Origin of the sequence: Antarctobacter heliothermus, assembly GCF_900188425.1 — a bacterium.
GTDB classification, from domain to species: domain Bacteria; phylum Pseudomonadota; class Alphaproteobacteria; order Rhodobacterales; family Rhodobacteraceae; genus Antarctobacter; species Antarctobacter heliothermus.
Genome location: NZ_FZON01000015.1, coordinates 16567 through 42999 on the forward strand (window position 1 = coordinate 16567; position 26433 = coordinate 42999).

A 26433-nucleotide genomic window follows, 5' to 3' on the forward strand; every position below is an offset into this window, starting at 1 on the left:
ACGTCGCGCGCAAAAAACAAAACGCCCGACGGGCAGGGCTGCTACGTCGGGCGTTTCAGTTGCAGTGTGCTGCGTGGCCTTGGGGCGCGCAGCCCGTTCTAGAACGGGATTTCGTCGTCGATGTCGCGTGATGGCGCGCGCGAGGGGCCAGAGCCGCCACCGGACCCGCCACCAGAACCACCACTCGATCCACCGCCATAGCCGGGATCGTCGTAACCGCCCGGGTAGCCGTCATCACTGCGACCACCGCCATCGCCACGACCACCACCACCGCCGCCATCGCGACCGTCCAGCATCACCAGTGTTCCGCCAAAGCCCTGCAAGACGACCTCTGTGGAATAACGGTCCTGCCCGGATTGGTCCTGCCATTTGCGTGTCTGCAACTGGCCCTCGATGTAGACCTTGGAGCCCTTGCGCAGATATTGTTCTGCCACCCGCACCAGACCCTCTTGGAAGATCGCCACGGAATGCCATTCGGTCCGTTCACGGCGCTCGCCGGTGCTGCGGTCCTTCCAGTTCTCCGAGGTGGCGATGCGCAGGTTGCAGACCTTGCCGCCGTTCTGGAAGGTGCGCACTTCGGGGTCTCTCCCTAGATTACCCACGATGATCACCTTGTTCACGGAACCAGCCATGTCTTTCCCCTTCGAATCTTTTCGGCGCCTGTCCGCCGACCCTATACCAGCCATGGAACCGGGCGGAAGGGGCGCGCCGGGAGCACTGGCGAAAAACTGGGAAATGAGTATAGTCGGCCCTGTAGTGTTAAGATGCGGGGGACAGTGGCATGGTAAAACAGGCAATTCGCGCGGCAGGGTTCGTAATTGCGTTTGTGGGACTGGCCGGCAGCGCCGGGGCCGAGGTTCTGTCGTCCAAAAGCAGGTCGCTGCTGTTCAGCAGCCAGACCAAGGTTCTGGATAACCGCGCAGCCCAGCAATACAAAAGCTCTGTCCGACTGCAACCGCCCAAGGTTGTCACGCCGACAAAGTGGGGGTCGGGAACGGATGGTGATCTGCCGGTCTATCGCGGACGTTACAAAGGTGAATATGTGGCCATGGCCCGCACGGCGGCGCGCAAGCATGGTGTCCCCGAGGACTTGTTCCTGCGTCTGGTGATGCAGGAATCGCGGTTCAACCCCAAGGCAAAGTCGCACAAGGGCGCCATTGGTCTGGCGCAGTTGATGCCCGGCACCGCCGCGTTGTTGGGGGTCAATCCGAACGACCCGCAACAAAACCTGGAAGGTGGCGCGCGGTATCTCAAGCAGCAATATGCCAAGTTTGGAACTTGGCGGCTTGCCTTGGCGGCATACAATGCCGGACCCGGAGCGGTGATCAAACACGGCGGCGTGCCGCCATACCGCGAGACCAAGAACTATGTGAAAAAGATCTGGGGCAGCTGACCGTTTGGGCGCACCGGAATTGGTGCGGCTTAAACCTTGGTTATGGCTTTGCTGTCAGAGTGATCGCCGTGGACGCCGGTAGTGCGGGAACGGTGGATGATGGTTGCCCTTTTCTGTTTGATGTGTCGCGGTATGCGAATGATGCCTCTGGCCCTCTGGCTGGCTATTGTTGCTGGGGGCGTGCCTGGGTCGGCTGCGGCGCAAAACTGTCAGATGCCGCCGGATCTCATGGCCGTTGCCCGCACCCTTGCGGCCTTGCCGGTGGACCTGCCGGACCTGCCGCCTGCGATGTCTGCCCGGCTGGCCCAACAGATGCTGTCTGTCTCTGAGGCGCGGATCCTCAACACCCTTAAGGATAGCGGGTTGCACAGCATTTCACCCGTTGCGGTCGATGTTCTGGCAGAGGCAGAGCGGTTGGCCGGCGGGGCCGCGTTTCAGCCGGCGCGATTGTCTGCCTTGCTGCGCAAACTTGATGAGCAAAGCATGTTGGCCTGCGTCGACAACGGAAAGTCCATCTTTCAGAACGGGCAGCAGGGGCGCAGCGGCGGGTTCTTCGACGAAAAGGGGTTCAGCTGGTCAGAGGTCAATAAACGCGCCGAAGAGGAAAAGCTGTTTGCTGCCGGGGCCGTGGTCTTTGCCATGGTCGGTTTCATTTCGATGCTGGTGCTGATCGACAGCGGATTCCGCTGGATCATGGCGCTGCTGTATAACCGCAAGGCATGTCGCATACCGGCGGATCTGAAGGTCGGGGACAAGGTAATCGACGGTCTGGTTGTCACGCTAGGCCGGGGTGGATGTCGGTTTCATCCGATCGACACGATGGCTTTTGACGCGGCTCTTGCCGATATTCGCGGCACGGCGGTGCGTCTCCTGATCGAGGATGAGGAAATTGAGGTCAGATGCAGCGGCATCTACGACTCGGTGACGGATTTCCGGTTTGAGCGGTCGATCACCATCAAACATCAACGCGCCTTGCTGGTCCATTCCACGATCTCGCCCTACTACATCCGCAAATCGCGGGATGGCGGAGCCAAGGCCGTCGAAGGGCTGATTTGATCTCAGGCAGAGCAGAGCCTTCGCGACAGTCGCGGTGCAAGCACGATGATCACAGTCGGTGCTTCCTTTGCTCTAGCCGCCAGACCTGTGTCACCCGCCTTGTCGAGCTTCCTGAACGGGCCGGTGCAAGCGCCTTTCGCGCAGGGCGGTCCCGGTCTCAATACGCCAGATACCGGGCGCTGGCGTAACCGCTTTGTCCTGACGGGGTCTTGATCTGGAACCACATCCAGTCCGTGTCGATGCAAGATTGCAGTGCGGCGCTGTCATAGGGTTCGCCCAATTCGGCCCTTTGGCACAACGCCACACACGCCTGATGGCGCGGATGTCTGAAATCGGCATCCGGCACGCTGGGAATCTCATAGCTGCTGCCCAGAGGCAGTTCGGCCAGACGCGCGGCGTCATGGGACATGACTTGCCGCAGCGATGTAAAGGACTGTACGTTGGTGACCCGCGCGCGGCCGGTAGATGACATGCAAGGCGTGTCCGACAGCACGCGGGCCGTTTCGCCGGTGCCACGGGCCGCCTTGAGTTCCTTCAGGGTTGTCTTTGCCGGCAGCAGCGCGGCGGGCGGGATCACCGGCCAGCGGCCCGGCGCTTCAGTGCCTTGCAGGCAAGTGTCGGGGCCAACCTGCGCCGAAAGATTCTCGCGGTAGCCGCAAAGTACCGCCTGCGTGCCGCCCTGATAGATGGCGCGCAGACCGACTTCGCAGGCATACGTCATCATTCCTGAGAAATCGACCTTGAACCGTTGACCGTCGGCAAATCCGTCCTGACCCTGCGTCGCATCGATGCTGTGGCTGTAGCCGTCCGGCTGATAGGGCAACTGATCCTGTTCCAGCCGTGCAGTCCATCCGGTCATGTTCTGGCAGGCGTAGATCATGCCCTCGTTGGTCAATTGCGGCGGGGTAAAGCCGAACAAGGCGATGTCCCATCGCCCGGCCTTGTTCACCGTATCGATCTCAAAGAACTCCTGTCCCTTGTGCTGTAGCATCGCCTCAAGCAGGTCGCCGTCCACAAAAGGGCGCGGTGTGTCGGGACGGGGCCGCGCGGCGAGGGCGAGGAAATTCAGCGTCGCCTCAATGGCAAGGTCAAAGGCGGCAGCCACATCGTCGACGCTGTAGTTGCGGCTGCGATCCAGTGTCAGATCCGGTTGGTGAAACCCCAGACGCCCCCCCACATGCAGACGGCGGTTGGTGAGGGCGACGGATTCGTGCTGATGCGCCGTCCCGAACATAAAGACCAGCGCGCAGGCTGACAGACAGTCCGCACCATCGTCGATGACCGTTCCGATGCGGTTGTCCAACACATAGCGCGCCAGCTCCAGTCCGCTGGACAGACTACCGCCGGGACTGTCCAGACAGAGCGCGGCCCAACTGCCATCCTCAAAGTTCGACCACCAGATCGGTCTGTCCATCGGCGCGGCGCGCAGTTTCTCGACGTCGCCGGGGGCGATTTCACCCTCAAGCGTGACGCGGCACAGACCGGCCTTGCCAGCCGTGATCCGGGCGGCCTCTGCCGTGTCGGCAAAGACTGCGGCAGCCAGAAAACCCACAAGCAACCAGACAAAACGCATCATGCCATTCCTATGCAGAAGGGGCGTGCAGTCCCAAAACAAACTGCGCGCCCGTGGGGGGTATCATTCCGCCGCGATCTGGATGACTGGCTCCATGTTGGCGAAATCCACATCGGACAGGTGGCACTTGATCTGATGGCCATCTGCCACGACGCGCACCGGCGGCACCTCTTTCTCGCACAGGCCCCCGGGAACCTTGTCTTTCCAGCCGCAGCGCGTCTGGAACGGGCACCCCGGCGGCGGATTCATCGCCGAAGGAATGTCTCCCTCCAGCACGATGTGCTTTTTCTTGACGCGGGTATCGGCGATGGGCACCGCAGACAACAGCGCCTCTGTGTAGGGATGGTAGGGCGGGGAGAAGACCTGATCGGTCGAACCCAGTTCCACCACATGGCCCAGATACATCACCATGACGCGGTCGCTGAGATAGCGCACAATCGACAGGTCGTGACTGATGAACAGCAAAGTGGTCTTTTGCTCACGCTGGATTTCCATCAGCAGATCTGTCACTGCCGCCTGCACCGACACGTCCAGCGCCGAGACGGGCTCATCCGCGACCACGATGCGCGCACCGCCGGAAAAAGCCCGTGCGATGCCGACGCGCTGTTTTTGCCCGCCCGACAGTTGGCGCGGCATACGTTCGGCAAAGGCGCGCGGCAGCTTCACCAGATCCAGCAGGCGCAACATTTCTTCGCGGCGTGCACTGTCTGAATCGCCGAAGTCAAAGATCTCCAATGCCCGCATGATCTGCCGCCCGACGGACATCGACGGGTTCAGCGTGTCGAACGGGTTCTGGAACACCATCTGCACGTCAGCGATGGTCTTGGTATCGCGCTTTTCGATCGGGGTGCTTTCGATGTTGCGGTTGTCCAGCAGGATCTGCCCGCCGGTCGCCGTCTCCAGCCCCATCAGCACCTTGGCAAAGGTTGACTTGCCGCAGCCGGATTCCCCCACGATGGCCAGCGTTTCGGATTCGCGGGCCTCAAAGCTCAGGGTCTCATTGGCCTTGACCACTTTCTTTTCGCCAGAGCTGCCGAACAGCGCGTTTGCGGCCACCTCATAGTATTTCTTGAGCTCATCCATTTTCAGGACAACCTTGCCCGGGGCGGGCTTTTCGGTGGACTTGACGTTCTGTGGCGGTGCGGCCCAATCGATTTCCTCGATCCGCAGACAGCGCGAGTTGTGTCGGTCGTTGCCGGGTATCTTGGACATCGGCACCCGCTCTACCGCATCACAGCGTCCGGCCTCGAAATAGTCGCAGCGCGGGCCAAAATTGCAGCCCGGCGGGCGTTCATGGGGCAGGGGAAAGTTGCCCGGAATAGCCACCAGCGGGCTGGCGTTCTTGTCGGCACCCGGTAGGGGGATCGAGCGGAACAGCGCCTGCGTATAGGGATGCTGCATCTCGTCGAACACGTCTTCGATGCTGCCGGTTTCAACCGCCTCGCCGGAATACATCACGCAGATCCGGTCACAGGTTTCCAGTACCAGCCCAAGGTTGTGCGAAATGAACAGCATCGAGGTGCCGTATTTCTTGCCCAACTCCTTGACCAATTCGACCACCGCCGCCTCGACCGTCACATCCAACGCGGTTGTCGGCTCATCCAGGATCAGCAACGCGGGCTCCGCCATCAACGCCAGCGCGATCACGATACGCTGCTGTTGGCCGCCCGACAGTTGGTGAGGATAGCTGTCGAGGATACGCTTGGGGTCCGGCAGTTTGACGTCCGTGACCACCTGCAGCGCGCGGGCATAGGCGTCTTCCTTGCCGACTCCCTTGTGGATCATCGGCACTTCCATCAGCTGTTGGGCCACTTTCATCGCCGGGTTCAGCGAGGCCATGGGTTCCTGATAGATCATGGCGATCTCAGAACCGCGGATCTCACGCAGTTCTTCCTGGCTCATCTCGTTCAGGTTGCGGCCCTTGAACCGGATCGAGCCGCCGACAATGCGTCCGTTTTTGCCCAGGTCCTGCATGACCCCCAGCGCCACGGTGGATTTTCCGCAGCCGGATTCACCGACAAGGCCAACGGCCTCTCCCGGCTGGACCTTGACCGAGAAATCCATCACGGCGGGGATTTCGCGCAGGCGGGTAAAGAAGGAAATAGAGAGGTTGTCGATCTCCAGGATCGGCCCGTCATAGTCGTCTTTCATGTCACAGTGCTCCCTGTAGGAGAGGCCACGAAACGTCTTGCGCTTCTTCTTGGCCCAAATACCTCCGGGGGTCTGGGGGCAGCGCCCCCAGCCCAACCGTCATCAGTCACGCAAGCTTTCTTCGCGCAGTCCGTCCGCCAGCAGGTTCAAACCCAGAACCAGCGACAACAGCGACAGCGCAGGCGGCAGCGCAGGGTGCAGGTAGATCGACAGCAGCTTGCGCCCCTCGTTGATCGTCGAGCCCCAGTCGGGCGATTCCGGCGGCAGGCCGAGGCCAAAGAACCCCAAAGTCCCCAAAAGGATCGTGGTGTAGCCGATGCGCAGGCAGAAATCGACGATCAGCGGCCCACGCGCGTTGGGCAGGATCTCCCACAGCATGATGTACCACGGGCGTTCCCCACGGGTCTGCGCCGCTGCCACATAATCGCGTGTCTTGATGTCCATGGTCAGGCCCCGCACGATGCGGAACACCGTGGGAGAGTTGACGAAGACCACTGAGACAAACACCACCAGAACGCCGCCTGGAATGTCGAAGAAGTCCAGCGGCCAGAACGTGATCTTGCTGGACGAGGGATCGGGGTTGTTGATCAGCGACAGGTAGATCAGCAGCATCGGGATCAGAACAATCGCAAGATAGAGGTAGTTCTTGCTTGGCTGGGTCCGGTAGCGCGAGTGGATCAGCACGCCCGAAAAGATCAACGGGAACAGGAACAGTACCACCGCCATGAATTGCGGCAGACCTGTTGCCACGATCTCTGGCGTGACCAGCAGGTAGAACAGCAGGATCACCGGAAAGGCGAGGATCAGGTTGGCGACAAAGCTGAGCGCGGTGTCCAGACGCCCGCCGTAAAAGCCTGCCGGCAGACCCAGCGTGATGCCGACCATAAAGGCAAACAGCGTCGCCAGCGGCGCGATGGCCACAACAATGGTCGATCCGGCAACCACGCGGCTGAAGATGTCGCGCGCAAGGTTGTCACCGCCAAACAGATACCACTGAAAATCGCCGTCCTCTGCGCCGCGCAGGGGTGTGCCGGGCACCTTGTTTTTCATCCCCGAGGCCTGCCCCAGCGGGTCATGCGTGGCGATCCAGTCGAAGACACCGTAAAAGATCGCTGTATAGACCCAGAACATGACGATGCCGAACCCGATCATCCCGATCATCGAATCGAACAGCTTGCCATACAGGCCCAGCCTTCGCTTGTAGTGGATCGACGCGACATAGGTGGCAACGAGGGCGATCCAGACCGGTAGGAATTGGCGGCTGATGCCCCCCACGATGCCCGCGCCAGTGCCCAGCACGGCACCAAGGATCAGATAGGCCAGCGCCAGAATGAGAACCGCCAGCCCCAGCCAGTTCACCAGCTTTGCCGACAGCCCCCAGATGCCGCCGGTGGCCATGATCGTGCCGTCGGGGTTGGTCTGGATGCCGGTATCCGGCTCGAAGAAAGACAAAAAGATCCGCGCCACCAGTGCCACCGCAAAGACGGGCAACAGGATGGTCAGGATCGGGTTCAGGATGCTCCCCAGGGAGCCGGTCCAGGTTAAAGGGTCCATGGATGCCTCCTCAGGTGACGCTGATGCGCGGGTTCAGATAGACATAGCCGATGTCGGAAATCAGCTGTGTCACCAGGACGACGAAGACGGACACAACCGAAATCGCCAGCAACATCTCGATGTCGTTGTTGCCCGCCGCGCGGACCAGTTCCCAGCCGACGCCCTTGTACTGAAACAGGGTCTCGACGATGACGACACCATTCAGCAGCCACGGGAATTGCAGCATGATCACCGTAAACGGCGCGATCAGCGCGTTGCGCAGCGCGTGTTTCATGACGATGTTGCCGAAACTCACCCCTTTCAGGCGCGCGGTGCGGATGTATTGCGCGGTCATGACCTCGGCCATCGAGGCGCGCGTCATCCGGGCGATGTAGCCCATGCCATAGAGGGCAATGGTCAGCACCGGCAGAAAGAAGTTCTCGAACGTCGCGTTGTCCATTGCGCTGGTGGCGGTGCCCTTGAACCATTTCAGGCCCACGGCAGACGAGGTGAAGATCGCGATGAACAAAACACCAGAGACATATTCCGGCGTCGCCGTCGTGGTGATCGAAAAGGTCGACAGCGACCGGTCAAGGGCCGATCCCTCGCGCATGCCGGCCAGCACGCCCACGATCAGGGCTGAGGGCACCATCAGCAACATGACGCAAAGCATCAAAAAGCCGGTGTTGCCGATCCGGGTGCCAAGCGCCTCTGACACTGGCGTCTTGGCCACGGTCGACCACCCCCATTTGCCTTGCAGGATCCCGCAGAAGGTGGGGGCCTCTGCCGGGTCGGTGCCGGGCAGGATGCACCGGCCGCGCGGGACGCCGTCGCGGCTTTCTCCGGTCCAGCCCGGATAGACACCGATCCATTCCGCATAGTTGCGGAAGATGCGCGGGTCGAAGCCGGTGTTCACTTTGGCGGACGCCTCTTCAAGCGTGATCTTGTCGCTGCGGAAATCCTCCAGCACCTGTGGATCCAGTGGCGACCGATAGCCATTGCTGGACAGCCAGGTGGCGACCTCGATATCCGTCATCCTGAAATTGCCTTCGGATTTGGCGAGCTTTTCCAGATTGGGATAGAGGTTCGTCATCACGAAAACGAGGAATGTCAGGCAGAAGGCGGTCAGGAGCATGACCCCGATCCGCCTGAGAATGAATAGACCCATGTCAGCCCCTGTTGCTGGGGAACGACCGATGCATTGCCGACCGCTCTTTCTTGCTGAGGTCCGCTTGTATCGCGCGGACCGAGGCGAAAAGGGCCGCGCGGTTGTCCGCGCGGCCCTGTGTTTGGCGGCCGGTCAGGCCTTGAACCCAAACTTGTAGATCTGGGGCAGATCGGCGATGTGCTTGTCCACACCCACCAGGTTTTCCCTGTGGTGGCGGATCGCGGTCCGCCAGTAGGGCTGAACGGTCACACCTTCGTCGATCATGATCGCTTGCAGTTTGCCCATCACCGTGCGGCGCGCGTCTGCATCCGCGATAGAGTTGGCCTCTGCCAGCAGTGTGTCGAACTCTTCGTTGGCAAAGCCCGACTCGTTCCAAGCTTCACCGGATTTATAGGCCAGCGCCAAGGTTTGGGTTCCCAGCGGACGGTGGTTCCAGTTGGTCGACGAGAACGGATATTTGGTCCAGTCGTTCCAGAAGGTCGAGCCGGGCAGAACTGTGTGCCTTGCCTTGATGCCCGCATCGTTCAGTTGCGCCACCATTGCGGCGGTGGTGTTGCGGCGCCAGTCATCGTCGATCGACTGGACCTCATGCTCAAAGTCCTCCATGCCGGCCTCTTTGATCAGCTCAAGCGCCTTGGCCGGATCATAGGGAATGCGGGTCACGGACGGATCGTGCTCCGGGTGCATGGGGCCGACGTGGCAGTTGTCGGCAACAATGCCGTATCCCGCCATGCCCAGCTCAAGGCAGATGTTGTTGTCAACGGCCATGGCCAAGGCCTGACGCACACGTTTGTCGCCATAGATCTTGTTGCCATTGGCGTCTTCGGCCAACTGGTTGGGACGGATCACGATGGTAAAGCCCGACGGGATCTCCGAGCGTTGCAGGCCGATGGCGTCGAAGATGTCGACAAATTCACCCACAGACTCCCAGTTCATGTCGATTTCTTCGGCCTCGTAGGCGGCGATGAACGCAGCCGGGTCAGTGCCGTAGTCGATGAACTCGATCCGGTCGATATAACCGCCCTTGCCAGCCGCATAGCCCCACCAGTCGTGGCCCTCGTTGCGCACCAGCACGCCCTTGACGCCGACTTCGTGGCTTTCGGGCAGCATGAAGCCGGTGCCGATCGGGTTGCCCAGCATGTTGTTCGGGTCGTGGCTGCTGTGGACGATGGCTGCGGGATAGTCGGCCATCCCCGGGATCAGTGAGATGTCGGGTACGTTTGCCATCAACTTGACGGTGTGGCTGTCGACAACGGTGATCGCGCCTTCGGATGCCTTTTTCGTCGTCTCGTCGATCAACGAGCCCATGCGCGCGGCCATCGAGTTGCCCTCGACCTCGCTTTCGCACCACATCGCGATGTTGCGGGCCACGTCCTCGGCGGTGAAATCGTCGCCGTTGTTCCACTTGACGCCCTTGCGGACATGCAGCGTGTATTCGGTGGCGTCGTCGTTGGTTTCCCAGCTCTCCAGCAGCATCGGGTCAAAGGAACCGTCGCTGTTGTACTCAACCAGATACTCAAGCCAGCCAGCGGTAAAGGTCGCGATCTGGGTCCAGTCGTAGGTGCGCGGGTCTTTCAGGGCGCGAACTTCCATCTGGTAGCGGATGGTGCCGCCTTGCTGAACATGCGCCGCAGCCTCTGCGGGACGCTGCAAACCGCCAAGCGTGTAGGCTGCCGCAGATGTCAGGCCAAGCGCAGTGGTGCGCGCCAGAAACTCGCGACGGTCAAGCAGTCCTTGCTTGAGTTCACGCGCGTACATTTTTGCAGCCGGGTGGACCCGCTGCAGGTGATCCATCGATGTCATACTAGTCTCCCTGTGACATTTATTATTCAGCCGGGGTCTCTTTCTTGGCTTCTGTGCGGGTTGTTGTCTTTCACCCTTTGGCCATGCCCACGCTGCAAATCATTCCGCACGAGAAGCCTTGTCCCGTCAACGCCCGCTTTCGTCCTTTTGGGGTCTAAAAGCGACATCAGCCTTATTCAAAAGCGACACGCGCCTATGTGCAAGTCACTAACATGGTACCCGGCAAGTTTTTTTTGTGTTCCGCAGGAGTTACGGTCGGGCCGCTGGTTGGCGGCTCGCCGCACGCAGCGCTGACGGTGACTGGCCGGTGTGGCTCTGGATGAACCGGGTGAAATAGGCCGGAGAGGTGAACCCCAGTGCGCGCGCCACCTCCTTGACCGCCGGTTTGGGGCTTTCCAGGGCCATCCGGGCGGCGTGCAGCTTGCGTTCGGTCAGGATGTCGGCGGCGGTCTTGCCACAACACAGGCGGCAGACCCGGCTGAGATGCGTTGGCGTCACGTCCAGCGCCTCGGCGTATTGGCCCATCAACTGCGGCTTGCGGAAATCTTGCGCGACGGCGCGTGCATAGCGCCTCACCAGTCGCTGGGCCGCGCTTTCAGCGGGAGAATCGGTTGCGCCCGCCTGCACCTGACGGTGCAACCAGACGGCTATCAGTCCGACATGCGCTGCCAGCGCCTCTTGCAGCATTGCGCGGTTCTGCGTCACTTCGCGGTTCATCGCGTCAATGGTGCCGGTCAGCTCGGCCTGCGCAAGGCTGTTGCGTACGCGTAGCAAAAGCGGGGCATGGGGCAGGTAGGGGCTAAGCCCTGACGGGCTTTGGACCATCAGCGCCTGTGTGCCTTGCTGCATGTCGATGGCAAACAACGTGCCCGCCGGGACAAACAGCGCGTTGTTGACAGAGATGCCGCGGCGGATGCCGTTGACCACCACGCGGCCCTGTCCCTTGGTGACCCAAAGCACGACGTCGTCTTCGCGGTCGTGCAGCAGGGTGAATTTCCACGGCGCGCCCTGAAGTTCCATCGCATACGACCCGCTGCGCACCGGGCCCTTGGGTTTTGGCGGGGCGGGCGGCATCGGGGTTCGCAGGAAACCGGGACGCGACATCAGGCCAGCTCCCGTGCCGTCAGATGGTGCCAAGGACCCATCCGGGCGCGAAACCACGTCCGCTGGCGCTTGGCGAATTGGCGGGTCAGGATCGTGGCGCGGTCTATGGCCTTGTCCAGAGTGATCTCTCCATCAATGACCGCCATCAGTTCGGCGGCGCCAATGGCCTTGGCCGACGGCCGGTCCGGGGTCCAGCCAGGCCGGTTGGTGCGGGCCTCTTCCAGTGCGCCGCGTGCGACCATCTGGCGGAACCGCATCTCGATCCTTGGGGTGAGCCATTCTTTTGGGGCATCGACAACAAATGCCGTTGCGCGCGCCAGCGGTAGCAGAGGGGGCGGGGTCTCATCCTGCCAGGCGGCAATTCCGCGTCCCGTGGCGCGCAGGACCTCCCATGCGCGAGCGACTCGGGCCGGGTTGCGCAGGTCGATCCGCGCGGCGGACTGCGGGTCCAGATCGGACACCATTGCGGCCAAGCCGTGGATTTCCAGCAGGGCCTCCCCCTCGGTGCGGATATGCGGTGGCGTGGCCGGGATCTGGGCCAGACCCTCGGTCAAGGACGTCAGGTAAAGCCCTGTTCCACCGACAAAAATGGGTCTTAAGGGCCCGTCCAGAAATGCTGCCGCCTCACGCAGCCAATCGCCCAGGCTATAGGGCTGGTCGCCCGGCACATGTCCGTAAAGGGCATGCGGTGCGCGCGCCTCTTCCTCGGGGGACGGTCGGGCCGTCAGCACGCGCCAGTCGGCAAAGACCTGGATCGCATCGGCATTGACGATGACGCCGCCCTGCGCCTCTGCAATGGCCAGCGCCAGCGCCGATTTGCCGCTGGCGGTCGGTCCCGCGATCAGCACGGGCCGATCCGGCGCGCAGGCCGCAAGGCATGCCTCGATTGCCGATTTGTCACGCATTCCGAAGCCTGTCCCGATGTCCCTTGCCGGAGTCCGCTGGGCCATTGCAGCCCAAGCGGTTTTCCGCCACATATGCGCGCGATCATATCCCCCCCACGACGGAGCGCAACATGACCGAGGCCAGCACCCCGCAAACCACCTACAGACGTGTCATGCTCAAGATTTCCGGCGAGGCATTGATGGGCGATCAGGGCTATGGCCTGCATCCGCCAACGGTGCAGCGCATCGCCCGCGAAGTGAAATCGGTTCAGGAAATGGGCGTCGAGATCTGTATGGTGATCGGCGGTGGCAACATCTTTCGCGGGTTGGCGGGCAGCGCGCAGGGGATGGAACGCACAACGGCCGACTACATGGGCATGCTGGCCACGGTGATGAACGCGCTGGCGATGCAGTCCGCGTTGGAGGGGGTCGGGGTCTTTACCCGCGTGATCAGTGCGATCCGCATGGACGAAGTGGCAGAGCCCTACATCCGCCGCCGGGCCGTGCGCCACCTGGAGAAAAAGCGGGTCTGCATCTTTGCCGCCGGCACCGGCAACCCGTATTTCACAACCGATACCGCTGCGGCGCTGCGCGCCAACGAGATGGCCTGCGAGGCGATCATCATGGGCAAGAACGGAACCGACGGGGTGTACGACAGTGACCCGCGCACCAATCCCGACGCCAAGCGCTATGATCAGGTGACATTCGACGAGGTGCTGTCAAAGAACCTCAAGGTCATGGATGCCTCGGCGATTGCGCTGGCGCGCGACAACGACATGCCGATCATCGTGTTTTCACTGGACGAGCCGGGCGGCTTTCGCGGCATTCTTGCCGGGCAGGGCACCTACACCCGCGTCTGCGAGAAAGCCCCGCGCGCGCAGCCGGACAGACCGGGGCCGTCCCCGGCCTGACAGGCGCTGTCTGGGTCCGCGTTTGCCTGCTCAGGCGTGGACACTGTGGCGGCGGTGCGTTCGGTCGCGATTGCGTCAGGGACAGCGGCCCATGACCCTCGCACGCTGGTGTGTCCCTGCCTCCACTGCCGATTTGGGGACTGCCGGCATGGCTGCTCCTCCGGTGTCCGCGTGTACCGCAGGACAATCCGCGCATCGTGATGCGTTATGGTCATGATCCGCCCGCGCGGCGCTGCCCGTCACACGCAGCGCTTGTCTGACCCAAGGGTTCACCCGTTCGCCGCGCACGGCGCTGGCTGCGCGGGGGGGCGCCAAAGCGGGCGCGATAGCTGCGGGTAAAGGCCGATGGAGAGGCAAAGCCCGCCGCGCGCGCAACCTCTTGCACGGACAGTTCGGTGGCCGAGATCAACTGCGCCGCCCGGTCCAGCCTGAGACCATTGTAGACCTGTGCCGGGGTCTGCCCCAACCCCTTGCGACAGCGCAGGCGCAACTGTTTCGGGCTCAGTTCCAGCTCGGCGGCGACCCGTTCAACCGGGATTGGGTGTTCGATATGTGCCGCCATGATCGCCTGCATCCGGTCCAGCAGCGGGTCGATGGCCTGCACCAGTCGCTGCTGCGCCCCTGCCTGACCGATGCGACCATGGGCAAGCGACTCTGCCACCCGCGCGGCCAATGCCGGGCTGTGCGCCCGTGCGATCCAGGCCAGTAGCGCATCGCCGGTGGCCATTCCGCCCGCCGTTGTCAGCCGTTGCCGGTCACAGGAAAATGCCCCCTCTGTCAGGGCGATGGTGTCGCCCTTATCGTCCAGTTGGGTCAGCGCGGCATGGTCCAGCACTGCCGTGCGCCCGGTCAGATAGCCCAGTCTGGCCAAGATCACTGCGCCACCATCCAGCCCGCCCAGGGTGGCCCCCGTCGCCTCGGCGCGGTTGAGAAAGGCGCGCAGGCCCATCGGCAGGGCGTTCAGCGGGTCATGCCCCGCGCAAAGCAGCACCAGATCAAATCCCTGTGCCCCATGCCAATCTGGCTGATCTCCGGCCACCGCCGTTCCGTCGGCGGCCACCACGTCCGTTCCCGTGACCGTCCGTGTCTGGACCGAAAACAGATGTTGGCCCGCGCAATCGTTCGCCAGCTGCAACACCTCGCGTGCGAGGACATGGGCCAGCATTGGAAAGCCGGGAAAAAGGATCAGGCAGATGTGCATTTTGCGGCGGACCCGGTCGGCTGAACACGGCTGGTTTTGCCACGCCCGGGTTAACGATCGGTTTCCGGGGGCGGGCACCGGGGGCACCGGCCTCTCTGGTCAAGCATGATTGATCTGCGGTAAAGGTCGGGCTAACCAGTGCTACCCGAGCACAAATGATCAACGAGGGGCCAAGATGTCCGAAGATTTCGAACTCGATACCGCTGACCTGTCGCGCCGCATGGATGGCGCCATGGCTAACCTGCGCACGGAATTTGCGTCGCTGCGCACCGGACGCGCTTCGGCCTCGATGCTGGAGCCGGTGCAGGTCGACGCCTATGGCCAGATGACGCCGATCAACCAGGTTGGCACCGTGAACGTGCCCGAACCGCGCATGGTCACTATCAACGTCTGGGACAAGGGACTGGTCGGCAAGGTCGAAAAAGCGATCCGCAATTCCGGTCTGGGCATCAACCCGCAACTGAACGGCACCATTATCATGTTGCCGATCCCCGAGTTGAACGAGGAACGCCGCCGCGAACTTGGCAAGGTGGCGGCGCAATACGCCGAACACGCCCGCGTCTCGATCCGCAACGTCCGTCGCGACGGCATGGAACAGATCAAGAAAGCCAAGGCTGACGGCATGAGCGAGGACGACCAGAAACTTTGGGAATCCGAAGTTCAGGATATGACTGACACCTTTATCAAGAAGGTCGACGACGCGCTTGAGACCAAACAAGCGGAAATCATGCAGGTCTGACGCCGTTCATTGGCACAGCTGCGCGGCGCGGGGGCACCGTGTGCTGCTCGGCGCCTGCGCGTTGACTGTTGCAGGTCAGGTGCAGTGTTCCGCTTGCGTCATGCCGTGGCCACAGTGTCGTCTTTCGCGAATGGCACAGTTGGCCTAGTCACATGCCGGTATCGTTGCTTTGGATCGGCGGACATGTTGAGTTAAGCCTGTAGTCGCGGCGTATTGCGCCCTGGAAGGAATTTTGATGGCCAGACCGATGCTAGACACGATTGGCCCGAAACACGTGGCCATCATCATGGATGGCAATGGCCGTTGGGCAACCATGCGGGGGCGTCCGCGTCTTTTCGGGCATCATGCTGGCGCGCGCCGCGTGCGCGAGGTGGTAGAGGCTTGCCCGGATTTCGGCGTCAAATACCTGACGATCTTCGCCTTCTCGACCGAAAACTGGAAGCGGACCCAGGTAGAGGTTGCCGGCCTGATGAGCCTGTTCCGGCGGTACATCATGAAAGAGATGCAGGCCTTCGTGAAGGAAAACGTGCGCGTGCGCTTCATCGGCGACCGCGTTCGGCTGGACGCCAAACTGCGCGCGCTGATGGACGAGTCCGAGGATTTCACCAAACATTGCACCGGCGTCAACCTGACCATCGCGCTGAACTACGGCGGTCGGGATGAGGTGGCGCGCGCCGCGCAACGGCTGGCGATGGATGTGCAGGCGGGCAAGCTGGACCCGGCACAGATCGACGTTGAAACCCTGCCGCGCTACCTTGATACCCATGTCCTGCCCGATCCGGATCTGGTGATCCGCACCAGTGGCGAGGCACGGATTTCCAACTTTCTGCTTTGGCAGTCTGCCTATGCCGAATATGAATTTCTCGATACGCTCTGGCCCGATTTCGGGGCCGAGGAACTGGGGCGACTGTGTGCCAAGTTCGGAGAGCGCGACCGCCGGTTCGGTGCCGTGAAAGCATGAGCGACAAGTGGCGTGACCTACGCATTCGCGTATTGTCTGCGGTTGTTCTTTTGGCAGTGGCGCTGGGGGCGTTTTTGTCGGGGCCGACCGCGTTTCAGTTTCTGATCGCAGGTGTGACCGGCGTGATGATCTGGGAAATGTGCAACTTGCTGGACCCTCGTCACCGCGCCTTGCCGGTTGTGGCGGCGGTGGCCGTCACGGCGCTGTTTATCTGGATCTTCCGGCTGGGCCGGGCGGACGCCCTGGAAAGCGGTCTGGTGTTGCTGGGCCTGTGCATCGGTTTCGCCCTGATCGCACGGCGCGGCTGGTGGATCGGCTTTCTCTATGGCGGGGCGGTGCTGCTGTCCGGGCTGTGGCTGGCGGCCTTTGCCGTTTTGCAGCCCGATCTGATCCTGATGCTGCTGGGGATCGTCATCCTCACCGACATTGCCGGGTATTTTGCCGGGCGCGCCTTTGGCGGGCCCAAGTTCTGGCCGCGCGTCAGCCCGAAAAAGACCTGGGCCGGGATCGTCGCGGGCTGGATTGCGGCAGCGATCCTTGCCGCGGGACTTGCTTTGAATGCGGGTCTGCCGATGCGGATCGTGCTGATCTGGACGTTTGCGGCGATGTTCCTGTCGCTGGCCTCGCAATTGGGGGACATCGCCGAAAGCGCGATCAAACGGCGGGCAGGGGTCAAGGATGCCTCGGACCTCATTCCGGGGCATGGCGGTTTCATGGACCGGTTTGATGGCATTGTCGGCGCGGCCTCGCTGTTTTTGATCCTGAGCCTGCTGGGCGCGCTTTGAGCCGCCGAATCTCCATCTTTGGCGCGACCGGGTCGATCGGGCAAAACACGATCGACCTGATTGCGCGGGATCGGGACGCTTACCGCGTTGTTGCGCTGACAGGTGGCGGCAACATTGCCCAACTGGCGCAGGATGCCCGTGCCCTGAGTGCCGAAGTCGCCGTTACGGCACAGGAGGATCGGCTGGGCGACCTGCGTGCCGCGCTTGCGGGCAGTGGCGTCGAGGCCGCCGCCGGACGTGCAGCCCTGGTCGAGGCCGCCAGCCGTCCCGCAGATTGGGTCATGTCCGCCATTGTCGGGGCGGCGGGGCTGGAACCGGGGCTGCGTGCCTTGCAGCAGGGGGCCACGCTGGCGCTGGCCAACAAGGAAAGTATGGTCTGCGCCGGGCCCTTGATGCTGCGCACCGCGCGCGCCCATGGCGGTCAGATCCTGCCGGTCGACAGCGAACATTCGGCGGTCTTTCAGGCCCTTATCGGTGAGGACTTGGCGGCGGTCGAACGGGTGATCATCACTGCTAGCGGCGGCGCGTTCCGCGACTGGCCGCTAGAGGAACTGGTCCGCGCCACCCCGGAGCAGGCCGCCACACATCCGAACTGGTCCATGGGCCAGCGTATCACCATCGACTCTGCTTCAATGTTCAACAAGGCGCTGGAACTCATTGAAACCAGAGAGTTCTTTGGAATGGATCCGGCGAAGATCGAAACTGTGGTCCACCCGGAATCGATGATTCACGCCTTGGTCGGGTTTACCGACGGTGCGCTGATGGCCCATGTCGGCCCGCCGGATATGCGCCACGCCATCGGCTTTGCCTTGCATCACCCGACGCGCAAGCCGCTGCCGGTAGATCGGCTGGACCTGGTCAAGCTCGGCCAACTCACGTTCCGCGACCCCTGCGAGACCCGCTGGCCCGCCCTACGGCTGGCGCGTGAGGTCATGCAGGCGGGCGGGCTGATGGGCGCGGTCTTCAACGCGGCCAAGGAACGGGCGCTGGATGCTTTTATCGACCACCGGATTTCTTTTCCCGGGATGGCCGAGGTTGTCGAAGAGGTACTGGTCAGGCTTTCGTCCCAAGCGGGTCACAATGCCGCCGGGATTACCCTTGATATGGTTGCCGAGGCAGACCATCTCGCACGCATAGAGGCCGACGCGGTCATGCAACGAAAAACCTGGTAAAGGGAGCCCGCAGCTTGGACCCGACGACATTTATTCCGCAGTTCGGCGGAGCCCTCTGGACCGTGATCTTTTTCGTGGTCGCGCTTTCGGTGATCATCGCGGTCCATGAATACGGGCACTACATCGTCGGCAAGAAGTCCGGCATTTTCCCCGAGGTGTTCAGCCTGGGCTTTGGTCCGGTGATCTGGTCCCGCGTGGACCGCGACGGCACCAGGTGGCAGCTCGCGGCGATTCCCTTTGGCGGCTACGTCAAGTTCCGCGGCGATGCAAACGCCTCTGGCGGTGTCGACGAAGAGGCGGTTGAAGGGCTGAGCAAGGATGAGATGCGCAGCACCATGTCCGGTGCACCGCTCTGGGCGCGCACGGCGACCGTGGCGGCGGGGCCGCTGTTCAACTTTGCCCTGTCGATCCTGATCTTTACCGGCGTGATCATGTTCCGTGGCGAACTGGCAGAGCCGCTGACAGTGGGCGACCTGCGTCCACTGCCGGTGCAGCAAGAGCTTCAGACCGGCGACCGAATCCTTGCCATCGAGGGCAGCCAACTGCCCGATTCCGAGGACAGCGCTGTAATGGGGGCCTATTTCGACGCGCTGCCGCACCAGCCGACGCTGGACTATACCGTTGCCCGCGACGGGCGTGAGGTCACCGTGGCCGGCCCATACACCTACCCGCCGCTGGCGACCCAGATCGCGCCGCGCTCTGCCGCCGGTGACGCGGGCCTGCGCGCCGGTGATGTGATTACTGCCGTGGACGGCGAAGAAATCTACGCTTTTGAACAACTCAAGGCGCGGGTCGAAGGGTCTGAGGGCGCGACGCTGCAGCTGACTGTTTGGCGAGATGGCGCGATTCTGGACAAGGAAATGACCCCGCGCCGCGTGGATGAACCGCAGCCGGGCGGAGGCTTCCAGACCTTTTACCGTATCGGAATCGTTGGCGGTATCGCCTTTGAGCCAGCGACCGAGGCGACGGGAATCGGGTCTGCGCTGGGATCTGGTTTCACGCAGGTGGGCCGGATCATCGAAGGGTCGCTGTCGGGTCTGTGGCACATGGCGACCGGTGCCATCAGCACCTGCAACCTGTCGGGGCCGATTGGAATCGCCGAAACCAGCGGCGACATGGCCAGCCAAGGCACCACGAATTTCATCTGGTTCATAGCGGTCCTGTCGACGGCTGTCGGCCTGCTGAACCTGTTTCCGGTGCCTGTGCTGGACGGCGGACACCTGGTGTTCTTTGCCTATGAGGCCGTGTCGGGCCGTCCGCCCAGTGATCGTGCGCTCAAGGTCCTGATGTCGATCGGGCTGACTGTTGTGCTTTCGTTGATGGTCTTTGCACTTTCCAACGATTTGTTCTGTCCTTGACATAAATTCGGGCAGGTGCCGTCAAAATCCTGCCTGAATCACATGGCATATCAAGGCTGCACTGACGCAACCGAGGACCGATTCCATGCATACGATTCACGCGGGCTATCGCAGTATGAGCTTGCTGGTGACCATTAACTGGGACCGGCTGCTGTACATCTCGACCATCGTCTTCGCCTTGTTTTTCGGGGGATGGCTGGGCCTGATGATGCACTAGTCGCTGTCAGGCGACAGTTGTCTAAATTCGCGCCTACGGGCTTTTGACAAGCCACCGCATTCCCGGTACTCACGACTCCGGGATGTCAAAGTGGATTGTGAAGATGGCAAAGGTCATTTCCGCGCGAAAAGCGCAGGGCCGTGCAACGGGTTATCACGTCGCAAACGCGGGCAGGGCAGTGGCCCTGAGTTTCGCTGTTGCGATGGGGGCGGGGATGGCGACCATCCCTGAAATTGCCTACGCACAAAGCTATGTTTTCAATGCCGTTTCGATTGAAGGCAATCGGCGGGTCGAGCCGGGCACAATCCTGTCCTACGCGGGAATCGCGCGGGGGGATCGCGTATCGGCGGCACAACTGAACGACGCCTATCAGCGAATCCTTGGCTCCGGTCTGTTCGAGACCGTCGAGATCATCCCACAAGGGTCACGCCTGGTCATTCGTGTCGTTGAATATCCGACCATCAACCGCATCGCATTTGAGGGCAACAAGCGGATCAAGGATGAGGATCTCGCCCAGATCGTGCAGTCCCAGTCGCGCCGCGTGTTCAGCCCGCGCGTGGCAGAGGCCGACGCGCAGGCGGTCAGCAAGGCATATGAGGTGCAGGGCCGTCTGGCGGCGCGTGTCTCTCCCAAGGTCATCCGACGCAGCGACAATCGTGTCGATCTGGTGTTCGAGGTGTTTGAGGGCGGCGTTGCCGAGGTCGAGCGCATCGGCTTTGTTGGCAACGGACAGTACTCTGACCGGCGTCTGCGCCGCGTGCTGGATACCAAGCAGGCGGGCCTGCTGCGCGCCGTGATCCGCAAGGACACCTTCATCGAGGACCGCGTCGAGTTCGACAAGCAGCTCCTGCGCGATTTCTATTCCTCGCGCGGCTATGTCGATTTCCGCATAACCGGCATCAACGCCGAACTCAGCCAGGAACGCGACGGGTATTTCGTCACCTTCAACGTCGAGGAAGGCCAGCAATTTACGGTCGGTGAGGTTTCCGTGACCTCCGACCTGTCAGAGGTCGATTCCGATCTGTTCGGCAGCAAGATCCGTCTCAAGCGCGGCAAGGTCTATTCGCCCGCGCTTGTCGAGAATGAGATTGCCCGCCTTGAAAAGCTGGCGGTGAACGAGGGTCTGAACTTTGTCCGGGTCGAACCGCGGGTCAGCCGAAACGACCGCGATCTGACGTTGGACATTGAGTTTCAACTGGTGCGCGGTGAGCGTATCTTCATCGAACGCATCGACATCGAGGGCAACACCACCACGCTTGACCGGGTCATCCGGCGCCAGTTCGAGGTGGTCGAGGGCGATCCGTTCAACCCGCGCGCCATCCGTGAAAGCGCCGAACGCATCCGCGCGCTTGGTTTCTTCAACAAGGCGGACGTGGACGCGCGCGAAGGGTCCAGCCCGCAACAGGTGGTCATCGACGTAGACGTCGAGGAAAAGCCGACCGGCTCCATCAGCTTGGGCGGTTCCTATTCCACGGCCAACGGCATCGGTGTCACCTTTGCCTTTTCCGAAAAGAACTTTCTTGGTCGCGGGCAAGCGTTCAGCTTCAAGATCAGCAATGCCGCCGAATCGCAGCAATACGGCCTGCGGTTCGCGGAACCGGGGCTGTTCGGGCGTGATCTCGCGCTGGGGTTCCAGCTGGGCTATTCGGAAACCGATAACCTGAACGCCGATTTCGACACTGTTACCGGCATCTTCCAGCCTTTCCTCGAATTCCCGGTGGCCGAACAGGCACGCCTGCAACTGCGCTATACGCTGGACTACGGCCACATTCGAAATGAGACTGACGTCGGTGATATCGTGACCGCCGAGGCGGCCGAGGGTGAACGTTACGACAGTTCGCTTGGCTACACCTACATCTTCGATTCGCTGGCGAAGGGTCTGGACCCGAACACCCGCTATCGTTTCGAATTCGGACAGGATTATGCCGGTCTTGGCGGCGACACGACCTTTGTCAGAACCAATGCAAAGGCCATCGCCCAGACACGCATCATGAACGAAGAAGTGACGCTGCGCGCAACGCTGGAAGGCGGGGCGCTGAGCTATTCCAAAGGCAACAGCCGGGTGACGGACCGTTTCCTGATCGGGTCCGACATCATGCGCGGCTTTACCTACGGCGGCATCGGTCCGCGTGAGGTGGGCACTGGTGTGGACGACTCGTTGGGCGGCAATTTCTACGCCGTGGCCCGGTTCGAGGCGGAATTCCCGCTTGGCCTGCCGGAGGAATACGGCATCTCCGGCGGTTTGTTCTATGACGTCGGCTCAGTCTGGGGACTGAGCGATGCAACCAAGAACAAGGTCACAACTCCCGGAAACAAAGTTGTCTCCACCGGCTTTGACGCACGCCATGTGATCGGCTTTTCGATCTTCTGGGACAGCGCGCTTGGGCCGCTTCGTCTGAACTTCTCCGAACCTCTGGTAAAGCGAAAGTACGACGAGACGCAGAATTTCAACCTGACGATCTCGACTCAGTTCTGAGGCGGATGTGCAGTTGACCGCCCGTCTTGCGATCCTGCTGCTGGCGCTTTGGTGCGTCGCGGCAGGCGCGCAGGGGCAGGGCAGTCCTTTTGCAACCACGGTTTCCAAGACGCCGATCCTTGTCATCGAGTTCGAGCGGGTCTTTTCCGAAAGCGCCTTTGGCCTCCGTGTGAACAGCGAAATCGAGCAGGCGGGTCGCGCCATTGCGACCGAGAATCGCAGGATAGAGGCGGAACTGACCGAAGAAGAGCGGCGGCTGACCGACCTGCGCCCGACCTTGGCGCCCGACGAATTCCGCAAGCTGGCCGATGCCTTTGACGAAAAGGTTCAGCGCCTGCGCGATGAGCAGGACACCAAGGCACGCGCGCTTGGGGCGCGCACCGATGAGGCCCGCCGCCGATTCCTGACCGTCGCCCAACCGGTTCTTGAGGGCCTGCTGCGCGAGGCAGGTGCTGCTCTGATCCTTGAACGGCGAACGGTTCTTGTGGCGGCGGATTCCGTTGACATAACCGACCGGGCCATCGCGCGGATCGACGCCCAGATCGGCGACGGGGCCGCCGCGTCGCCCGATCCCGCCCCTGATACTGTGCCAGAGGCCCCCGAGGCGCAACCTGACCCGCAGGAGTGAGCCCGCGCTTGCCCCCGCCCGCCGCCGTTGCTAGGGATTACGCCAAAACTCGAAGGGAGCCCGCCCATGACCGACACGCTTCTCAGTGCGGACATCCAGCTGATCCAGCGCATTCTGCCGCACCGCTATCCATTCCTTCTGGTCGATCGGGTCGAACAGATCGACGGCACGCGGTCGGCGGTTGGCATCAAGAATGTCACCATGAACGAGCCGCATTTCCAGGGCCATTTTCCCGGCCTGCCGATCATGCCCGGCGTGACCATCGTCGAGGCCATGGCCCAGACCGCCGCCGTCATGGTTGGGGCCGCGCTGAACATGGCCGACAAGGAGATGAAGGTCTATTTCATGGCCATCGACAAGTGCAAGTTCCGCCGCAAGGTCGTTCCCGGTGACCAACTCAGGATGCGCCTGAGCACCCTGCGCGGCAAGCCGGGCGGCAAAGTCTGGAAATTCAGCGGCGTGGCCGAGGTTGAGGGCGACATGGCCGCCGAGGCCGAGTTCACCGCCATGATGGACCTGCCGTCTTGAGCGGCGACCCGGTGATCCACCCCGCCGCCGTCGTCGAGAACGGCGCGCAAATCGGGCAGGACTGCGTGATCGGCCCGTTCTGCCATATCGGGCCGGAGGTGGTGCTGCACGACGGTGTCGAGCTCAAAAGCCATGTGGTGGTCACCGGAAAGACCGTGATCGGTACAGAGACGGTGGTCTTTCCCTTCGCGGTGATCGGCGAGATCCCGCAGGATCTGAAGTTCCGTGGCGAAAAGACCAGTCTGGTTATCGGTGAGCGCAACCGTATCCGCGAACATGTGACCATGAACACCGGGACTGAAGGCGGTGGCGGCGTGACCCGGGTGGGCAACGACGGGCTGTTCATGGCGGGATGCCATGTGGCGCATGACGTACAGGTGGGCAACAATGTGATCCTCGTGAACAACGCCGCGCTGGCCGGGCACTGCGTGATCGAGGATGACGTGATCATCGGCGGATTGTCGGGCGTGCATCAATGGGTGCGCATCGGGCGCGGCGCGATCATCGGGGCCGTCACGATGGTGACCAACGACGTGATCCCGCATGGGTTGGTGCAGGGGCCGCGCGGCGTGTTGGACGGGCTGAACCTTGTCGGTCTCAAACGGCGTGGTGTAGCCCGGTCCGACATCACAGCACTGCGTGCGGCCTTTCAGATGCTGGCGCAGGGTGAGGGGGCCTTTCAGGACCGTGCGCGGCGGTTGGGTGAGGAAACCCAAAGCGATTATGTGCGTGAGATTGTCGAATTTGTGCTTGGCGACAGCGACCGCAGTTTCCTGACACCGGGTTGAGGGGCGATGCTGGCATTGATCGCAGGGCGTGGGGCCTTGCCTGCTGCAGTGGCCGGGGCCGTGTCCGGGTCCGTCGTTGTCTGCGGGTTGGAGCAATGTCCGCCTGATCACCTGAAGGCCGATCACCTATTTCGCCTGGAACAGTTGGGCGGATTGCTTGCCTGGCTAAAGGCGCGCGGGGTGACGCAGGTGTGTCTTTGCGGCGCCGTGAGCCGTCCCGACCTGTCGCTGACGCGACTGGATATGCGGACCTTGCCACTTGTTCCGCGTATCCTGCGCGCGCTGCGCTATGGCGACGACGGTGCCTTGCGGATCGTCATAGACATCCTCGAAGGTGCCGGGTTCACCGTCATGGCCGCGCATGATCTGGTTCCGGACCTGTTGCCAGACGCTGGAGTGCCGACCGTGTCCCAGCCGGACAAGGCCGCAGCGCAAACGGTCCGCATGGGCGATGGCGTCTCTGACGACCAAGCGCGGCGCGATCTGGGACAGGCCTGTGTTCTGCACGCCTCCCGGATCATCGCGCGCGAAGGGCAGGACGGCACCGATGCCATGCTGCGCGGCCTGGGGCCGGAGGCGCGTGGTGGGGTTTTGTACAAGGCGCCCAAGCCCGGTCAGGATCGCCGCGCCGATCTGCCGGTGATCGGCATCGGCACAGCGGAGGGCGCAATTGCCGCCGGTCTTGCCGGCATTGTGATCGAGGCAGGCGGCGTCATGGTTCTGGATCTTGTCAGCGTGATAGAGCGGCTGAACGCTGCCGGATTGTTCTTGTGGGTGCGTGAAAGGGGGGCATGATGCAGGTGTTCATCACCGCCGGGGAACCCTCTGGGGATCGCCTTGGCGCGGCGCTGATGGCGGGGCTGAAAGAGCTGGTTCCAGAGATCACGTTTCGCGGAATTGGCGGGCCGCTGATGCAGGCCGAAGGGCTGGACAGCCTGTTCGACATGGATGAAATCAGCATCATGGGGATTGGAGAGATCCTCAAGGAATACCGTCATCTCAAGGCGCGGATCCGCCAGACTGCCGATGCGGTTGTGGCCGAACGGCCTGACGTTTTGATCACCGTGGACCTGCCAGAGTTCAGCCTGCGTGTGGCGCGTCTGGTCAAGGCGGTGTCTGACGTACGCGTGGTGCATTACGTTGCGCCTACCGTCTGGGCCTGGCGGCCCAAGCGGGCCGAAAAGATGGCGGCGCATGTGGATCAGGTGCTGGCCTTGTTGCCGTTTGAGCCACCTTACATGGAGGCGGCGGGTATTCCCTGTGATTTTGTCGGCCATCCGGTGGTGATGGAGCCACAGGCCACGGCAGAGCAGGCGAAGGGTTTTCGCGCGCGCCATGGGATTACCGGTGAGATGGCGCTGATCCTGCCCGGTTCGCGCCGGTCCGAGGTCAGCCGCCTGTTGCCGATCTTTGCGCAGGTGGCACAACAGCTGCACGCCATGCGACCGGATCTGCGGCTGGTGATCCCTGCCGCCGGGCCGGTTGCAGCCACGGTGCGTGCGGCGGTGGCGACGTGGCCCGGCGCGCCTTTGGTGATTGAGCCAACCAATGATCCCGGCGGGCTGGAAAAGCGCGCGGCCTTTGGTGCGGCGGATGTGGCGCTGGCAGCCTCGGGCACCGTTTCATTGGAACTGGCGGCAGCAGGGACGCCGATGGTGATCGCCTATGACATGAGCTGGCTCAGCCGCCAGATCATTGGCCGGATGCTGCGTGTGGACAGCGTGACGCTGGTCAGCCTGGTGTCTGAAACCCGCGTGATCCCGGAGTTCATCGGCGCCAAATGCCTGCCCGGACCGATCACACAGGCCATTGGCGCGGTTCTGGACGCGCCAGACGCGCAGCAGGCGGCGATGGACCTGACCATGCAGCGGCTGGGGCGCGGGGGCGAACGCCCCGGATTGCGTGCCGCGCGCGCCGTGCTGGATCGATTACCGGTGGGCAAACCGCTGCACTGACTCCACTAAGGCAGATGTAGCGTGACACGCAATTTTTCAGAGTTTGACA

General features: G+C 62.3%; 24 protein-coding genes. 15 read left to right on the plus strand and 9 right to left on the minus strand.

The annotated features are described in order from the left end of the window. Positions 1-98 precede the first annotated feature (98 nt). Positions 99-632 (minus strand): single-stranded DNA-binding protein, encoded by a 534-nt coding sequence (gene ssb / locus CHB90_RS09815; RefSeq protein ID WP_089277695.1) that lies wholly within the window; start codon positions 630-632, stop codon positions 99-101. 149 nt (positions 633-781) lie between these two features. Between ssb and CHB90_RS09820 the strand changes: the two genes are divergently transcribed. Together CHB90_RS09820 and CHB90_RS09825 are read left to right on the plus strand one after the other, a co-directional pair. After that, positions 782-1393 (plus strand): lytic transglycosylase domain-containing protein, encoded by a 612-nt coding sequence (locus CHB90_RS09820; protein ID WP_089277696.1) that lies wholly within the window; start codon positions 782-784, stop codon positions 1391-1393. Between the two features lie 213 nt (positions 1394-1606). Further along, positions 1607-2449, plus strand: a complete 843-nt coding sequence (locus CHB90_RS09825) for a hypothetical protein (RefSeq protein ID WP_089277697.1) — start codon at positions 1607-1609, stop codon at positions 2447-2449. 157 nt (positions 2450-2606) lie between these two features. Here CHB90_RS09825 and CHB90_RS09830 read toward each other — a convergent pair whose 3' ends face one another. The 7 genes from CHB90_RS09830 to miaA form a co-directional block, all read right to left on the minus strand. Beyond that, a complete protein-coding gene (locus CHB90_RS09830) occupies positions 2607-4025 on the minus strand; it encodes a COG3904 family protein (RefSeq protein WP_089277698.1) in 1419 nt (472 codons plus the stop codon). 60 nt (positions 4026-4085) lie between these two features. Continuing rightward, on the minus strand, positions 4086-6173 hold the full coding sequence (locus CHB90_RS09835; protein ID WP_089277699.1) for a dipeptide ABC transporter ATP-binding protein: 2088 nt from the start codon (positions 6171-6173) through the stop codon (positions 4086-4088). Positions 6174-6275: 102 nt separating this feature from the next. Continuing rightward, positions 6276-7727 carry an ABC transporter permease gene (locus CHB90_RS09840; protein WP_089277700.1) on the minus strand — a complete coding sequence of 484 codons (1452 nt, stop codon included), beginning with the start codon at positions 7725-7727 and terminating at the stop codon, positions 6276-6278. Positions 7728-7737: 10 nt separating this feature from the next. Continuing rightward, the gene (locus CHB90_RS09845; protein ID WP_089277701.1) at positions 7738-8874 is read right to left on the minus strand and encodes an ABC transporter permease; all 1137 of its coding nucleotides are present in this window, start codon (positions 8872-8874) and stop codon (positions 7738-7740) included. A 132-nt stretch (positions 8875-9006) separates the two neighbouring features. Then, the gene (locus tag CHB90_RS09850) at positions 9007-10668 is read right to left on the minus strand and encodes an ABC transporter substrate-binding protein (protein ID WP_089277772.1); all 1662 of its coding nucleotides are present in this window, start codon (positions 10666-10668) and stop codon (positions 9007-9009) included. Positions 10669-10926: 258 nt separating this feature from the next. Beyond that, a complete protein-coding gene (locus CHB90_RS09855; protein ID WP_089277702.1) occupies positions 10927-11781 on the minus strand; it encodes an AraC family transcriptional regulator in 855 nt (284 codons plus the stop codon). Further along, entirely contained in the window at positions 11781-12686 is a 906-nt protein-coding gene (gene miaA / locus CHB90_RS09860) for a tRNA (adenosine(37)-N6)-dimethylallyltransferase MiaA (protein ID WP_245823213.1), read from the minus strand. The genes CHB90_RS09855 and miaA overlap by 1 nt, the downstream gene beginning before the upstream one ends. A gap of 110 nt (positions 12687-12796) precedes the next feature. On the opposite strand from miaA, the gene pyrH reads away from it, so the two are divergent. Then, positions 12797-13576, plus strand: a complete 780-nt coding sequence (gene pyrH, locus CHB90_RS09865; RefSeq protein ID WP_089277704.1) for a UMP kinase — start codon at positions 12797-12799, stop codon at positions 13574-13576. A 211-nt stretch (positions 13577-13787) separates the two neighbouring features. Here pyrH and CHB90_RS09870 read toward each other — a convergent pair whose 3' ends face one another. Then, complete coding sequence (locus CHB90_RS09870) at positions 13788-14777, minus strand: GlxA family transcriptional regulator (RefSeq protein ID WP_089277705.1); 990 nt, start codon at positions 14775-14777, stop codon at positions 13788-13790. Positions 14778-14952: 175 nt separating this feature from the next. Here CHB90_RS09870 and frr point away from each other — a divergent pair, with 175 nt between their 5' ends. The 12 genes from frr to lpxB all read left to right on the plus strand — a co-directional run bounded on the left by frr (position 14953) and on the right by lpxB (position 26384). Next, on the plus strand, positions 14953-15516 hold the full coding sequence (gene frr / locus CHB90_RS09875) for a ribosome recycling factor (protein ID WP_089277706.1): 564 nt from the start codon (positions 14953-14955) through the stop codon (positions 15514-15516). Between the two features lie 235 nt (positions 15517-15751). Further along, the gene (locus tag CHB90_RS09880) at positions 15752-16477 is read left to right on the plus strand and encodes an undecaprenyl pyrophosphate synthase (RefSeq protein WP_089277707.1); all 726 of its coding nucleotides are present in this window, start codon (positions 15752-15754) and stop codon (positions 16475-16477) included. Further along, positions 16474-17262, plus strand: coding sequence for a phosphatidate cytidylyltransferase (locus CHB90_RS09885; protein WP_089277708.1), 789 nt, complete (start codon positions 16474-16476; stop codon positions 17260-17262). Before CHB90_RS09880 ends, CHB90_RS09885 begins: the two co-directional genes overlap by 4 nt. Further along, a complete protein-coding gene (dxr, locus tag CHB90_RS09890) occupies positions 17259-18434 on the plus strand; it encodes a 1-deoxy-D-xylulose-5-phosphate reductoisomerase (RefSeq protein ID WP_089277709.1) in 1176 nt (391 codons plus the stop codon). Before CHB90_RS09885 ends, dxr begins: the two co-directional genes overlap by 4 nt. 14 nt (positions 18435-18448) lie before the next feature. Next, positions 18449-19792 carry an RIP metalloprotease RseP gene (rseP, locus tag CHB90_RS09895; protein WP_089277710.1) on the plus strand — a complete coding sequence of 448 codons (1344 nt, stop codon included), beginning with the start codon at positions 18449-18451 and terminating at the stop codon, positions 19790-19792. 85 nt (positions 19793-19877) lie between these two features. Beyond that, positions 19878-20009: a hypothetical protein gene (locus CHB90_RS27310; protein ID WP_281256095.1), complete on the plus strand. Its 132-nt coding sequence runs from the start codon at positions 19878-19880 to the stop codon at positions 20007-20009. Between the two features lie 214 nt (positions 20010-20223). Next, positions 20224-22485, plus strand: coding sequence for an outer membrane protein assembly factor BamA (gene bamA / locus CHB90_RS09900; protein WP_245823214.1), 2262 nt, complete (start codon positions 20224-20226; stop codon positions 22483-22485). 7 nt (positions 22486-22492) lie between these two features. Further along, a complete protein-coding gene (locus tag CHB90_RS09905; RefSeq protein ID WP_425426607.1) occupies positions 22493-23113 on the plus strand; it encodes an OmpH/Skp family outer membrane protein in 621 nt (206 codons plus the stop codon). 66 nt (positions 23114-23179) lie between these two features. Continuing rightward, positions 23180-23641, plus strand: coding sequence for a 3-hydroxyacyl-ACP dehydratase FabZ (gene fabZ, locus CHB90_RS09910; RefSeq protein ID WP_089277711.1), 462 nt, complete (start codon positions 23180-23182; stop codon positions 23639-23641). After that, positions 23638-24429 carry an acyl-ACP--UDP-N-acetylglucosamine O-acyltransferase gene (gene lpxA / locus CHB90_RS09915; protein WP_170941025.1) on the plus strand — a complete coding sequence of 264 codons (792 nt, stop codon included), beginning with the start codon at positions 23638-23640 and terminating at the stop codon, positions 24427-24429. The genes fabZ and lpxA overlap by 4 nt, the downstream gene beginning before the upstream one ends. 6 nt (positions 24430-24435) lie before the next feature. After that, the gene (locus CHB90_RS09920) at positions 24436-25224 is read left to right on the plus strand and encodes an LpxI family protein (RefSeq protein WP_089277712.1); all 789 of its coding nucleotides are present in this window, start codon (positions 24436-24438) and stop codon (positions 25222-25224) included. Beyond that, positions 25224-26384: a lipid-A-disaccharide synthase gene (gene lpxB, locus CHB90_RS09925; RefSeq protein ID WP_089277713.1), complete on the plus strand. Its 1161-nt coding sequence runs from the start codon at positions 25224-25226 to the stop codon at positions 26382-26384. The genes CHB90_RS09920 and lpxB overlap by 1 nt, the downstream gene beginning before the upstream one ends. Positions 26385-26433 lie beyond the last annotated feature (49 nt).